The sequence below is a fragment of the Undibacterium sp. Dicai25W genome, assembly GCF_049340505.1.
Lineage (GTDB): Bacteria > Pseudomonadota > Gammaproteobacteria > Burkholderiales > Burkholderiaceae_D > Undibacterium > Undibacterium jejuense.
In genome coordinates this window covers 19,819-33,158 of sequence record NZ_JBMPOQ010000003.1, presented here as the reverse complement: position 1 = coordinate 33,158, position 13,340 = coordinate 19,819, and the positions used below count along the sequence as shown (strand labels likewise).

The 13,340-nt window shown below is 45.8% G+C and carries 12 protein-coding genes; 5 read left to right on the top strand and 7 right to left on the bottom strand.

Annotation, left to right across the window (positions count from 1 at the left end):
* Positions 1-11: 11 nt before the first annotated feature.
* Positions 12-1,331: a c-type cytochrome gene (locus ACO0KY_RS04975; RefSeq protein WP_423044700.1), complete on the bottom strand. Its 1,320-nt coding sequence runs from the start codon at positions 1,329-1,331 to the stop codon at positions 12-14.
* 101 nt (positions 1,332-1,432) lie between these two features.
* On the bottom strand, positions 1,433-2,170 hold the full coding sequence (locus tag ACO0KY_RS04970; RefSeq protein ID WP_423044699.1) for a c-type cytochrome: 738 nt from the start codon (positions 2,168-2,170) through the stop codon (positions 1,433-1,435).
* A 545-nt stretch (positions 2,171-2,715) separates the two neighbouring features.
* On the opposite strand from ACO0KY_RS04970, the gene rpoD reads away from it, so the two are divergent.
* Complete coding sequence (gene rpoD / locus ACO0KY_RS04965) at positions 2,716-5,685, top strand: RNA polymerase sigma factor RpoD (protein WP_423044698.1); 2,970 nt, start codon at positions 2,716-2,718, stop codon at positions 5,683-5,685.
* Between the two features lie 195 nt (positions 5,686-5,880).
* On the opposite strand, the gene ACO0KY_RS04960 is transcribed toward rpoD, so the two are convergent.
* Positions 5,881-6,774: a DUF2306 domain-containing protein gene (locus ACO0KY_RS04960; RefSeq protein ID WP_423044697.1), complete on the bottom strand. Its 894-nt coding sequence runs from the start codon at positions 6,772-6,774 to the stop codon at positions 5,881-5,883.
* A 234-nt stretch (positions 6,775-7,008) separates the two neighbouring features.
* On the opposite strand from ACO0KY_RS04960, the gene ACO0KY_RS04955 reads away from it, so the two are divergent.
* Together ACO0KY_RS04955 and ACO0KY_RS04950 are read left to right on the top strand one after the other, a co-directional pair.
* Positions 7,009-8,121, top strand: coding sequence for a sensor histidine kinase (locus tag ACO0KY_RS04955; protein ID WP_423044696.1), 1,113 nt, complete (start codon positions 7,009-7,011; stop codon positions 8,119-8,121).
* Positions 8,118-8,915 (top strand): LytR/AlgR family response regulator transcription factor, encoded by a 798-nt coding sequence (locus tag ACO0KY_RS04950; protein WP_422993698.1) that lies wholly within the window; start codon positions 8,118-8,120, stop codon positions 8,913-8,915. Before ACO0KY_RS04955 ends, ACO0KY_RS04950 begins: the two co-directional genes overlap by 4 nt.
* A gap of 110 nt (positions 8,916-9,025) precedes the next feature.
* On the opposite strand, the gene ACO0KY_RS04945 is transcribed toward ACO0KY_RS04950, so the two are convergent.
* Together ACO0KY_RS04945 and pnuC are read right to left on the bottom strand one after the other, a co-directional pair.
* Positions 9,026-9,595, bottom strand: coding sequence for an AAA family ATPase (locus tag ACO0KY_RS04945; RefSeq protein ID WP_423044695.1), 570 nt, complete (start codon positions 9,593-9,595; stop codon positions 9,026-9,028).
* Complete coding sequence (gene pnuC / locus ACO0KY_RS04940) at positions 9,583-10,173, bottom strand: nicotinamide riboside transporter PnuC (protein ID WP_423044694.1); 591 nt, start codon at positions 10,171-10,173, stop codon at positions 9,583-9,585. Before pnuC ends, ACO0KY_RS04945 begins: the two co-directional genes overlap by 13 nt.
* A gap of 180 nt (positions 10,174-10,353) precedes the next feature.
* Here pnuC and ACO0KY_RS04935 point away from each other — a divergent pair, with 180 nt between their 5' ends.
* Together ACO0KY_RS04935 and ACO0KY_RS04930 are read left to right on the top strand one after the other, a co-directional pair.
* On the top strand, positions 10,354-10,842 hold the full coding sequence (locus ACO0KY_RS04935; protein ID WP_423044693.1) for a pilin: 489 nt from the start codon (positions 10,354-10,356) through the stop codon (positions 10,840-10,842).
* A gap of 324 nt (positions 10,843-11,166) precedes the next feature.
* Entirely contained in the window at positions 11,167-11,802 is a 636-nt protein-coding gene (locus tag ACO0KY_RS04930; RefSeq protein WP_423044692.1) for a hypothetical protein, read from the top strand.
* Between the two features lie 69 nt (positions 11,803-11,871).
* On the opposite strand, the gene maiA is transcribed toward ACO0KY_RS04930, so the two are convergent.
* Together maiA and ACO0KY_RS04920 are read right to left on the bottom strand one after the other, a co-directional pair.
* Positions 11,872-12,528 carry a maleylacetoacetate isomerase gene (gene maiA / locus ACO0KY_RS04925; RefSeq protein WP_423044691.1) on the bottom strand — a complete coding sequence of 219 codons (657 nt, stop codon included), beginning with the start codon at positions 12,526-12,528 and terminating at the stop codon, positions 11,872-11,874.
* An 86-nt stretch (positions 12,529-12,614) separates the two neighbouring features.
* The gene (locus ACO0KY_RS04920) at positions 12,615-13,310 is read right to left on the bottom strand and encodes a fumarylacetoacetate hydrolase family protein (RefSeq protein ID WP_423044690.1); all 696 of its coding nucleotides are present in this window, start codon (positions 13,308-13,310) and stop codon (positions 12,615-12,617) included.
* Positions 13,311-13,340 lie beyond the last annotated feature (30 nt).

The following is a 13,340-nucleotide window of genomic DNA, read 5'->3' as shown; positions in this document are numbered from 1 at the left end:
TCACTTGCTCCTTAATTCACAGGCGCATTCCGATAACGATTTACTTCCGCCACAGTCACGGCACCTGCCTGATTCCCCCAACTATTACGAATATAAGTGAGTACCAGAGCGACTTCATTATCATTGAGCACCGGACCGAAGGGGGGCATGCCATATGGCCTGGTATATTGCCTGGAAACAGGTGGAAAGCCACCGGTCAAAATAATACGAATCGAATTCGCGATACCAGGCATAGTGACAGAGTTATTTTGCTTCAGTGCTGGGTAAATACCGCTAACTCCCTCCCCCGAAGTTCCGTGACAATCAGCACAATGTGTCTTATATAAAGCAGCACCCTGCGTCATCAATTGGGAAAATACTTGCTGAGAATATTCGGTTTTATAAGATTGTGTTGAGTCGGGCTTTGAAGCTAAAGACCTTAAATACGAAGTCATCGCTTCCAGATCAGTAACCTCCAAATATTGCAAACTATTGGCAAACACTTCCGCCATCGGTCCGGACATCGCGGCATTGTTTGCAATCGCGCGATTAAATAAACTACTGGATTCAGTCTCACTCAACTTTGCCAGATGTGCTTCATTCATGCGCAACAAGGAAGGCGCGTACCACGCAATCCCTGGCATTGGACCACCATCCAAATCCTGTGTTCCGGCATTGGCACCAAGCATATTGCGACTACTATGACAAGCACTACAATGTCCTAGCCCATTCACCAAATAGGCGCCACGATTCCATGAGTTGGATTTTTCGGGAACAGTTTCGTAAGCGTGAGGCTTAAAATACAAGGTACGCCAAACAGCCAGCAAAGCACGCTGGTTGTACGGAAACGCCAATTGATGCGACTGTGATATCTGACTTACTGCAGGAATACTTTTGAGGTAAGCAAACATCGCGTCAGAATCACCACGCGACACCAACGTGTAATTCGGATACGGAAAAGCCGGGTACAACAAACTACCATCGCGAGCCTTACCAAAATGTAGCGCACGCCAGAAGTCGTCCGCCGTCCAACCTCCTATTCCTGTTTGTATGTCAGGCGTAATATTAGGGGAAATAAAATTACCAAATTCTGATGGTATTAATTTACCGCCAGCATAAAGTGCACCACCACGGGCAGTATGGCATCCCATACAATTACCAACCCGCGTTAAATATTCGCCACGTTTAATCTGTTCACTAAGTGCAATATCGTTCGTCAAGGTGGACTGACGCTGAGCATGATCTTCATTGACATCATCATGGATAAGATAACCGACTTCGTAAGCATACCACCCCAAACCGAATACCAGCATCACCATTCCTGACATAAAATACTTTATCGCTTGTGTCATCACTTATCCATCTCTGTGATTGTATTCAAATTCATGACATTCATTACGCGCATAAATCGCCCCTAAAAACGTCTCTAAAAATGCTGGCTTAGGCGGATGAATCAACTGCCCGGTATGCTGCCGCAAGCCAGAGGAAAGTGGCCTTTAACTTTACCGCTGAAGGCCTCCGCTATACCATCGTCAGCCACGTATTGCATTGCCAACCAACCTGATAGTGCGCCAATATCTTCGGGTCGCAATTTTTTTGCAATCGACTGCATACAATCGGGTACAGCAGCATGTCTGCTCCCTGTCTGCCACGCACCTAGTTGGGCAATCAGATAGTCCCTGGGCAATCCTGCAATACCTGGCACAAATGGCGCCAGCCCCGTCAATTTTTGACCGTGACAACCAATACAAGCCGGTATCTTTTTTTGCTCATCACCATGCAGCACCAATTGACGCCCACGCTCAAGCAAACCGGGCTGTATATATGGCTTTTGCGGTGCTGCATATGGCGGATGTAGATTCGAAAAAAAAGTCGCAATTTCATGAAGATAATCATCACTCATATTTGCAACCATATAAGTCATCATGGGAAATGTTCGCTTACCATCGCGAAAATTTTTGAGTTGATTAAACAAATACCCTTCTGGCTTACCAGCAATTCGTGGATAGTAACCATCGGTTCCTGCACGTCCTTGCGCTCCGTGGCACGAGGTGCAAGCCTTTAATCGCTGTTCAAGTGTATCGGGTACATTTTGCGCACTCGCTGTGATTGAAAACAACAGCGCTATCGACAGAAAAGAAAGTCGATACGAGAAACGACGCACAGATCGAAAGTTGACAAAATTTAACATTATTGAATGCGCAAAAAAAAGAAAGGATTGAAAAAGCAGATTAGCAGCTTATCAAAAAAGCCATGCAAGTTTTTAACCCCGCTTACTTGAGACCAATAAAATGAAGTCTCCGCTCACATTAAAAGCTTTTCAGTGTCAAAAAACCTTATACATCCAAACAAGATCCAGACAATATTTAATAAAAAATAATGTGTATTTTATTTATGCCAGATAACGTTATTTTTTAACAAAGCCTTATTTCACAAGGCTTTTGGAGCAACAACTAATATCGATACACAATATTGCATCAATTTTCTTTTCAAGAAATGCAGACAATCCTTGTCAAGAAGTGCTAAGCCGAGGATAATTCTGCCCTCGCGTCTCTTTCCGAGATCTAGTTTGAGCAAGATGAATGAATCGCCTTCATCAGCGTGGCCCGCTTTTACCAGCGGGCTTTTTCGTCCGTGTCGGCCGTTGATCAGAAAATATGATCGTCAACAGCCTATCGCCATTGCCATCGCCATATACTATTGACAAGCTTTTGTTGTCGCACTCGATTTTGTTACATGAAAAACAGCTTAACTGACTCAACTATTTCTATTCCCAAAACAGGCTCTACTCTCACTTTAGGTAAAAAAACCCTCCAGTTGAATCGTCCTGCTACTGCCTCGCAACCAAGTGCTGCGAAGCCAGTCGACGCCCTAAAAGTGCAGAACGAACAACCACAGCAGACAGAACCCCTGTTGGAAGTGGATGCAAGCGCATCCACCGCTCCCGCAATAACCGTACTGACCAAACGTCGCTCACGTATGCAGGCAGTCACGACTGAGGCCATCATCGCGCCGGCAAAAGCCTGGACGGCCGAGGATATTGAAGCCATGGCCGCCATGCCTTTTGACGCTGCTGAATTAACAGCAGAGCCAACTGCAAGCGATGAACCTGTCACGCAACATGACAACGAAGTAACCGCAGCAAGTGAAGTAGCTACTGACGTAACAGAAAATTTTGCCAAGCCAGAAATCAAAGCGGAAGTAAAAGCAGAAATTCGCGCCGACTTAAAAGCTGGATTACAGACACTCTCAGGTGCTGACATCGCCAAACCGCGTGCCGCTGTTATACGTAAAACGGCACCAAAAGTCGCAAAGAAATTATTGCTATCCGATCAGCAAGCATCAAAACCTGTTGTGCCAACAATCAAACGTGAAGCACGCATAGGATCAGGTAAATTTGCGCCTGCAGCGCCTGTCACAACATTAAAGCCAATGGCAGCTACCACCACTATCCGTGCGGCAGCACCTGCGGAAAAAGTGATGGCAACCCAAGCAGTTGCAGCGACACTGATGTCCAAACCTGCTGCTGTTCCGGTAATGACTCGGGATACTACTCCAGTTGTTGCGGATAAATCGTTTTTCGCAGAATCAATGAGTGCAGTACCAGTCGACAAGACGATGGCTGCGCCTTCGATCGCAGTTGAAAAAATCAACGTCGTCTCAACAGAAAATAACATTAACACCGTTGACACTTCAAAATACGTATTACAAGCCAATAAAGAGCCTGCAAAGCGCGGTCGTAAGCCTTCTGAATTTCAATTTGAAAATGATGAAATCCAGGCCTTAAATGCAGCCGAATCTGCCGAGTTAAAACGTGCTGCCCGTGCCAAGTCAAAAAAACCAGGTACATCAGCCAACACCGAAGAACAACTCGAACAATATCGCAAGCAATTAACAAAATTAATTCGCTTAGGTAAAGATCGCACGTATTTGACTCACGCTGAAATCAATGACCATCTGCCAGAAGAATTAGTTGATCAGGAAACGATACAAGACGTAATCAGCACCCTCAACGATATGGGTATTGCTGTCTATGATCGCGCCCCTGATGCCACCATGATGCTGCTCACCGACAACGTCGCAACCGCGGTCAGTGATGATGAAGCCGAATCCGTGGCCGCTGCAGCGCTGGCGACCGTCGATTCCGACTTCGGTCGTACTACCGATCCGGTACGTATGTATATGCGTGAAATGGGCGGCGTCGAATTACTGACACGCAGCGGCGAGATTGAAATCGCCAAACGCATAGAAGAAGGTCTCAAAGACATGGTGCAGGCAATTTCTGCCTGCCCGGGTACGATCAAAGAAATTCTGATCATTGCCGACAAAATTTCGGCTGATGAAATACGTATTGATGACATCATTGATGGCTTGATCAGTCCGGAAGATAACGATGCAATGGCATTGGCAATCGCCGACAATGACGAGGAAGACGAAGACGATGATGAAGCTGTATCAGACAATGTCGGCGGTATCAGCGATGAACAACTGTTGCAATTAAAAACTATTTGTCTGCAAAAATTCGCTATCGTCGCTAAAAATTTCGAACTCATGCAATTGGCGCGCGAAAGAGATGGCTACCAATCAGCCGCTTATGTCACTGCACAACAAGCAATCTCTGCCGCATTGCAAGGCATGCGTTTTACTGTAAAAACCGCAGAAAAATTGTGCGACACCTTGCGTAAGCAAATGAAAGATTTACGTAACACTGAAAAGCAAATGCTGGAATTGCTGGTTAATAAATGTGGTATGCCACGCAGCTATTTTGTCGATATGTTGCGCACACATGCAACCAATGCAGCCTGGCTAGAACATGAAATGCAAGGCACACAAGCCTATGCTGCCGTGCTTGGACGTCATATTCATGCTGCACGTGAATTGCAACAAAAATTTATTCAGTTGGAACAGCGTGTAGAACTGCCATTGAGCGCATTGCGTGATATCAATAAACAGATGATCGCCGGTGAAAAACGCTCGAGCGAAGCGAAACGTGCCATGACTGAGGCAAACTTGCGCCTGGTCATTTCCATTGCCAAAAAATACGTCAATCGCGGCCTGCAATTTCTGGATCTGATTCAAGAAGGTAATATCGGCTTATTAAAAGCTGTAGACAAGTTTGAATATCGCCGAGGCTATAAGTTCTCAACCTATGCCACCTGGTGGATACGCCAAGCAATTGCCCGCGCAATTGCCGATCAAGCGCGCACTATCCGCGTACCGGTACACATGATAGAAACGATTAACAAGATGAATCGCGTCCGCCGTCAGTTATTGCAAGCCACTGGCTTAGAGCCAGAGCCAGCTGCGATTGCGGAAAAAATGGGCTTACCTGAAATCAAGGTACGCGAAATTCTTAAAATCGCAAAAGAGCCAGTCTCGCTTGACGTACCTATCGGCGACGATGGCGATTCGCAATTGGGCGACTTTATCGAAGACAGCATGACCATGTCACCAATGGCAGCAGCAATGCAAGCGTCGGTTCAAGAGAAACTAAAAGAAGCACTTGACTCTCTGAGCCCACGCGAAGCCAAAGTATTGCGCATGCGCTTCGGCCTGGAAACCACCAGCGAATTTACCCTCGAAGAAGTGGGCAAACAATTTGAAGTTACCCGCGAACGGATTCGTCAGATTGAAGCCAAAGCAATGAAAAAATTGCGCCACCCAGGCAAGGCGGATCACTTGAAGAGTTTGATGGAAAGCCAGTAAGATCAACACTCTACAAATAAAAACCACTCAATGACGAAAGTCTGAGTGGTTTTTTATTTTCATCAATAAGTAGCAAAAAAAAATAAACAAAGTTATTTAGAACGGGAGCGAGCCACACTACGCTTGAGTCTGAACTGCTTCGGCGGGTCGCACGCACACGACACGCGAACCTATGCTTTTCTCAAGTCTTTATGTTCACTTTGTTATATGCGGCAGCCACATCATCAATGCCGCACCGAAAATTCCAATATCCATTGCGATAGTGAGTAGAAATATCCCCGCCGCTGTAGTCAATTGCGCAGCAGGACGCTGGTCATCTTTAACACGCAGATATATCTCTAAAACAGTCAATGGAACGATATATTGAGCAAAAGAGAGAATACTCAAAAACGGTCCGGTAAAGGTGTCCGGATTAAATCCAACGGCACCTCGATTGACGATTAAAGAAAACATGAGTGCGACTCTAAAGAACCATACGCCACTGACCGCCAGATAAAGACGCAATGCCCAGCGTCGATGTATTGCAAACTGTCCCGCCAGAGCATGTCGCAGGGTAAAAAAGGCACATAATACAATCACCACTGCGTTCGATGTCGTACCAATATGCTGAGCAAGGTCACCAACAATCGGGCGCGTCCAGACCATGTAAGATCCAACAACACTCGTGATGACGGCAATCGATAAATAAATCCTTCCATTCCAACGATGAAACCTTGGAAACCTGACACGTAGCTTTGGCATGAGTTGCAATGGACCACTGGCAGTAATCAATGCGGCGATTACAAGGTGAATAACAAGCGCCACATTACCCATAGTGTCACCGCGAATATAGCCCGCAACGAGTACTTTATTCACCCGCATTAAGTCTCCACCCAATACCGCCCCGCCATAGAAAGATATGATGTACACGAAAAGAAATGCCTGGCCTATGATAGCCGCCACAAACCAAAACACTGTTGCGGCAGACAGTGTTTTTGTCGCAAGCTCCCTCAGTGAACGCTTTTGCGGGAATTGCGTTGTTGATGCAGATTGTGATGCAGGATCTGACGATCGATTAGTGCTTGTTTCTGTTATACCTGAGATAGACATCGACATACTCCCTTATAGTTAATCACCGTTGATAATGAACTATCGCCAGATAAAACCATAAGAACCAGTTAAATGCGACGAGCTACGACCCTATCGGGACAAACCACGGCAGATGACGATGAATGACGAGTAGCGTAGAACTTTTGGAGTTTGCCTATTTAAAACAAAGTCTGTTCTATCACCATCAGCGGTCACATACTAGATTTAGCAAAGAGCGTCGAATATACTTGGCGCATGTTGACGACAAACACAGCATTCAATTCAAAAAAACCTGCACGGGGCATTGCAGCACTGTTTAGCTGGCCTCGTCTGCGTTTTACGATTGGCGCCTCAATCCTTATTGGGATACCACTTACCATAAGCTTTGCTTCGGCAATATCGCGCTCGATTCTGCTAGGACTTCTTGCGATGACGGTGTTTGGTATTATTGAACAATGGCCAAAACACTTACCAAAATGGATGGCACGCTGGGTATTACAAGTGCTACTCGTGGGATTGGCTATGCCGATAGGAACCTACCTGATCTATCGGTTTAATACTCCCTTAGGAGCACCGCCCTTCTGGCAGGACATGAACCGTATGCGCGGTTTTGCGGGGCTTACCTTGGTAAGTATGTTAGTTGTTCCTTGGATAGCTCTTGGCGCCTTGGTGCGACAAAAGGATGCGCTCGCGCGCCATCAAGCATTGACCTTCGAGCTTGAGCGTAGTGAACTGGAACGGAATGCGCTCGATTCACGTCTGCGCCTCTTGCAGGCGCAAGTTGAGCCACACTTTTTATTCAACACCCTGGCAAACGTACGGGAGCTGGTCGACTCAGGATCACCAAAGGCCTCTCATGTGCTCGCCAGTTTAATTGCGTATTTGCGCGCCGCCGTACCTCGCCTGCAAGAGCAAGCCACGACGATAGGGCAAGAAGTAGAATTGGTTCGCGCCTATCTGGAACTGATGCATTTGCGCATGCCGGATCGACTGCAATTTATTTTAAACGTCTCCGAAGACGCATTGATACTGAAGTGTCCACCGACGACATTGTTGACCTTGGTGGAGAACGCCGTACGTCATGGCATCGATCCAAGCGAAGAAGGTGGTTGTATAGAAATACATGTATCCACGAGCGGTGACCGGTGCCATGTAAAAGTCTCCGATACTGGCGTTGGCATTGAACCAATAAGCACCAACCCGCCGCGAAACGGACGCTCCACCCGGGGCACAGGTACAGGGCTGGCTGCACTTAAAGAACGGCTCGAATTAACATTCAATGACGACGTAGCGCTTTGCCTGACTGAAATTGAACCGCATGGGGTATCAGTCTCAATTGATTTTCCTGCGCAATGGAGTAATGCATGAATAGCACAAATCACAATTTCAATGTTACTGCATTAATCGCAGATGACGAACCACTCTTGCGACAGTCGCTATCACGACTGCTAGCGCAGCAGTGGCCGACACTAAAAATAGTAGCGCAAGCACGCAATGGTCGTGAAGCCATAGAGCAATTCGACCTGCTGCAACCGGACATTTGTTTTCTCGATATTCATATGCCGGGAGTGAGCGGGATAGACGTCGCCCGACGGATAGCCAGACGGGCGCACATTGTATTTATCACAGCACACACTGAGTATGCCATTGACGCTTTCAAGCATGGTGCTCTCGATTACCTTGTTAAACCAATTGAGCATGAACGTTTCGCTGATACTATCGCGCGTCTTCAAGAAAGATTGAATTCGTCACATCCTGCATCGAATACTGAACAATTGATCGAGCAATTGGCAGCGCAATTACAAAGGCCAAATACCAATGCACCTTTACGTTGGATCCGCGCTTTGGTGGGCCAGGCGCTGTGCATGATCCCGGTCGACAAAATCGACTTTTTGCGTTCTGACGAAAAATATACTTTAATTGCCTGGCGCGATGAAACGTCCAAACAGTGTGAAGCGCTGATTCGTACGCCTTTAAAGGAACTGATAATACAATTGGATACCACACAATTCGCGCAAGTACATCGAGCGGTAGTCGTCAACCTTGCCGCAATCAGTCATGTTACCCGCGCTGAAAATGAAACTGCTCAGATCGCATTGAAGGGTCGCGATGAAATCCTACCGGTAAGCCGCAGCTATCTTCATTTGTTTAAACAGATGTAAAGTCGGTATTGATTGATCGTGATAAAAATCAATATCGCATCACCAAAACATCAATTATCAAATCACAAATGGTGCGTAAAATCGCAATAAGTGCACACTAACTTCACCGATCATTGCATCAAAAACGATAAAGCAAACTCCACCTGCTGCACACGATCTTTCAGGCTTCCCTCAATTAACATATGCGGAATTTCACGCTCTTCTAAGATCTCCAACAACTGCTCATGAATCATCTGCCTGACCGCTGGCGACTCGCGTTGCAGGCCGTCCGGCATCCATGGAAAATCAAGAGCAGTCACCAATGTGAATGCGTATTGCTCTGCGTGGGTCGACGATAAATCGACTAAATCTGGTTCCGCCTCGTCAAAATAATGCTTGCTATATATCTCAGTCATTAATGGTGTCGTATCGCAAAACAACCATTCACGCGCATCGACCATCGCTTGCTCTTCGCGTCGCACTTGCGTCATGGCGATCAGCAATTGCTCATCGGAATTTGGCACGCGTGCTTGCACTTCGACAAATTCACGCAAATATTCTGGCACCCACAGCGTTTTGTAATGCGCAGCCAGCGCCTCCGCCAACGCGGACTTGCCTGAAGATTCAGCGCCGAGTATCGCGATTTTTTGCACCCGCTTTAATGATAAGTCAGTCGATAAATTTTTAGTTATTTTTGACATGCTTTACTCCAGGAACGTAAGCCCATGACGGCCATCACAACAAACACCGCATACAATAAAGCAGTCAGCTGCAAATTTTTAAACACATATAAACCGACATATAAAATATCGACAATGATCCAGACTATCCAGTTTTCCAGCTTTTTACGCGACAATAAAAATTGACCCAATAAACTTCCTGCTGTGAGAAACCCGTCCGCATAAGGCACATCGGTATCGGTAAATGTCTTCAGAAACCATACCAAGGCTGCAAAGGATAGCAACCAGAAAAAAACTGAAGTGATCTTATGTTGCCAGGTCAGACGCGCCACGTGTAAAGGAGTTTCTCCATCAATCCCTCGCCACCACTGCCACCATCCCCACATCGAAACCAGAATGAATACGAACTGCAAGCCCATATCGCCGTAAAGTTTGGCATCAAAAAACACAGCAGCATACAAACCGGAAGAAACGATAGAAAACAACCAGCCCCAATGGATCTGGCGTATAGTTAATGCGACGGTGATGACAGACAGCAAGAATGAAACAAGCTCCAGCCAACTTGTACTAAACCCCCATATTGTTAACGTCTCACTCATCATAATTTTCGTTTTTTTTGAATGCCGCATTATCGGTCAAAGTATCGCTGGTGTCATGCTAACTTGCATTGCACTCGTTCGTTGTTGACGACGATGTTCTATTTTCTATGCATTAAAATGGGGGCGCAACTATTGCGCATTTCAATTATATTGTCTGCATATTCGTCATATTCTCAGCCTATGAAAAAACATAATGGCTTTACATTGATAGAAATGTTAGCGGTTATCGCAGTTATGGCGATACTCGCCAGTATTGCTATGCCCTCGTTTTTATACAGAATCGTGCGCAATCAAATCACACTGGCACTGCCATTAGCCGATCTAGCAAAGAAACCAACCGAAGCCGCCTGGTTGGCTGCACTCCCCTTCCCTGCCAATAACACTGAAGCAAATCTGCCTCCAGCGGAGAAAATCGTCAGTAGTTACATCAGTGCAGTCAACGTAGAAAACGGTGTCGTCAACATCACTTTTGGTAATCAGGCCAACAATGCAATCAAAGGTAAGATACTCTCGTTAAGACCTGCAGTGGTAGAAGGCACCCACCTTGTTCCAGTGAGTTGGATATGTGCAAGTGCGCCAGTTCCGGCACAAATGACGGTCTTGGGGGAAGATAAAACAACGATCGCAGCGGATTTTTTACCCAATCAATGCCGCGCGAAAAGTAATTAGTTTCACCTTGTTCATTTTCTAAAAATGACGGCACATAAGCAAAGAAAAATCATTAAACTCGCAAATCTGTTACATAGGTAATGATTTCTTGTTATTGATTGTTATATTTTGCAAAAACTCGACGTTTTAAGGAATTAGTCAATAAAAAAGCAAATTTCTGGATATGATCATAATTACGACTGTGAAAAATCAAAATTAGGTTTAAAATTGATTTTGATGCTATTTTTTTAAATAAAATTTGGGCTTCAAACTTGAATAAGCCTGCGTCTTAACATAAGATAAAGATCAAGAAGTATGCAATCGAAAGCGTTAGGGGGAACACTGATGAAACATGAACACAGTAGAGCGCCCGGCTTATTAATGAGCAACATTGTTGCTGTAAATGCGAAGCAAAATTCGAGCGCACGCATACATTCTGCAAACTCGGTATTCTTGAGTTGCTTCAACCATGATGGAGGATCTTCTGCATCAAATGCAGATGACATCATTGATTTTCTTGAAGAAGACAATCAAAATTTTGCTCCAAGAGCAAATCTTCATCCCTGGAAAATTCTGATTACCGATGATGATGCCAATGTACATGAAACAACCTTACTTGCACTCAGCGGCGTTCGCATTCATGGTAGACCGCTAGAATTTTTACACGCTTATTCTGCAAAAGAAGCAAAAGGTATCATCATTGAGCACCCTGATCTGGCGCTCATCTTATTAGACGTCGTGATGGAAACGGTTGATGCAGGTTTGAAGCTGGTACAAGTGATACGGGATGAATTGCACAAAGCAGACTTGCGCATCGTCTTACGCACGGGTCAGCCTGGCTATGCACCTGAAGAACAAGTGAGCCATCAGTTAGCGATCGATGGATATACGACCAAATCAAAGCTAACCCGCTCATTGTTGATTTCTGTTTTGAACGATACTCTCGCTGGACCAGACAAAAATCCAGGTTTAGCCAACTAACCTTTAATAAGTAACCCGATGATTGACTTTTGACGTCAATCATCGGGTTTGTTTTTTACGCCCCTGAATTTACTCTGCGTCTGGCTGATTGGCTGGCATCGCGCTTACGAAAGCAGGATGTTCAAGGCAATTTTGATTAATCTGCATCAACGTCGGCAAGGCCGACAAATCACAATTAAAGCGTTGCGCATTGGCAATTTGTGGGACTAAAAAACAATCCGCAAATCCTGGCGTATCTCCAAAGCAATACTTCCCAGCTTTTCCAATCTTTAATAAGGTCTGCTCCAAAGTCGCCAAACCTGTTTCGCACCAATGACGGTACCATGTGTTTTTCTGTTCATCGGTCACACCGAGAGTATTGGTCAGATACTTTAAGACCCGCAAATTATTAATCGGATGAATTTCGCAAGCGATAGCCAACGCAAATGCACGGGCTTCAGCACGCGAAAGCGGATTGGCAGGCAATAAAGGATGTTGCGGGTACACTTCATCGAGGTACTCAATGATTGCCATAGACTGCGTCAGAACCCTACTTTCCCCTTCGTATTCGGCGACAAATGCTGGCACCAGGGCTTCTGGATTCAGGGCTTTAAAAGCCTCAGACAGTTGCTCTCCGCCATTCTTCACCAAATGAATTGCCGTTTGTTCGTAATCCAAACCTTTTAAATTGAGTGCAATGCGCACACGGTAAGATGCTGAACTTCTAAAGTAGCTATACAGTTTCATGATGTCCCTTACAAATTTTATTCATTCTAATGTTACGCGTTATCATTACATTAAATACCACGCAAAGTTTTTTGCGCTCGCCGGAATCAGATAATTTCCACTTTCAACGATTCTAAACCGTCTATATCGGCTTCCAGTACGTCGCCACGAACAACCGCAGCCACACCCTCCGGCGTACCAGTAAAGATCAAGTCGCCAGGTTGCAGAGTATAAAACTGAGACAGTTGAGCGATAACCTCAGAAACATTCCAGATCATTTTATGGATCTCACTGTGCTGACGCGCAACACCATTGACGTCTAAATGAATCGCTGCAGATTCAACTTTACTCAACTCTGCCACCGGAACGAGAGGACCAATCGGTGCTGAATAATCAAAACCCTTACCTGTACACCATGGTCGCCCCTGCTGCTTCGCTTCCGATTGCAAATCGCGTCGGGTCATATCCAGACCGACCGCATAACCCCAAATATACTGCGCAGCATCGGCCACAGCGATGTCACGCCCACTTTTTCCGATAGCGACCACCAGCTCAACTTCGTGATGCAAATTCTTCGTCATCGGTGGGTAAGGCATCTTGCCCGTTGTACCAGAGGCAACAGCCAATATGGCATCGGCTGGTTTCATGAAAAAGAAGGGTGCTTCCCGCCCCGTGCCGCCCATTTCTTTTGCATGTTCGGCATAGTTGCGTCCCACGCAATAAATTCTATGCACAGGAAACAATGCGTCCGATCCAGCAACCGGAATCACCGGCGCTAATGGTGCTGCAAAAGTTAGTTCCATATGCTCTCCGTATTAATTGAAGTTAATCAT

Coding starts and splice junctions, on each gene's coding strand:
- ACO0KY_RS04975 (WP_423044700.1), bottom strand. CDS start 1,331: ATGACACAAGCGATAAAGTATTTTATGTCAGGAATGGTGATGCTGGTA.
- ACO0KY_RS04970 (WP_423044699.1), bottom strand. CDS start 2,170: ATGTTAAATTTTGTCAACTTTCGATCTGTGCGTCGTTTCTCGTATCGA.
- rpoD (WP_423044698.1), top strand. CDS start 2,716: ATGAAAAACAGCTTAACTGACTCAACTATTTCTATTCCCAAAACAGGC.
- ACO0KY_RS04960 (WP_423044697.1), bottom strand. CDS start 6,774: ATGTCTATCTCAGGTATAACAGAAACAAGCACTAATCGATCGTCAGAT.
- ACO0KY_RS04955 (WP_423044696.1), top strand. CDS start 7,009: ATGTTGACGACAAACACAGCATTCAATTCAAAAAAACCTGCACGGGGC.
- ACO0KY_RS04950 (WP_422993698.1), top strand. CDS start 8,118: ATGAATAGCACAAATCACAATTTCAATGTTACTGCATTAATCGCAGAT.
- ACO0KY_RS04945 (WP_423044695.1), bottom strand. CDS start 9,595: ATGTCAAAAATAACTAAAAATTTATCGACTGACTTATCATTAAAGCGG.
- pnuC (WP_423044694.1), bottom strand. CDS start 10,173: ATGAGTGAGACGTTAACAATATGGGGGTTTAGTACAAGTTGGCTGGAG.
- ACO0KY_RS04935 (WP_423044693.1), top strand. CDS start 10,354: ATGAAAAAACATAATGGCTTTACATTGATAGAAATGTTAGCGGTTATC.
- ACO0KY_RS04930 (WP_423044692.1), top strand. CDS start 11,167: ATGAAACATGAACACAGTAGAGCGCCCGGCTTATTAATGAGCAACATT.
- maiA (WP_423044691.1), bottom strand. CDS start 12,528: ATGAAACTGTATAGCTACTTTAGAAGTTCAGCATCTTACCGTGTGCGC.
- ACO0KY_RS04920 (WP_423044690.1), bottom strand. CDS start 13,310: ATGGAACTAACTTTTGCAGCACCATTAGCGCCGGTGATTCCGGTTGCT.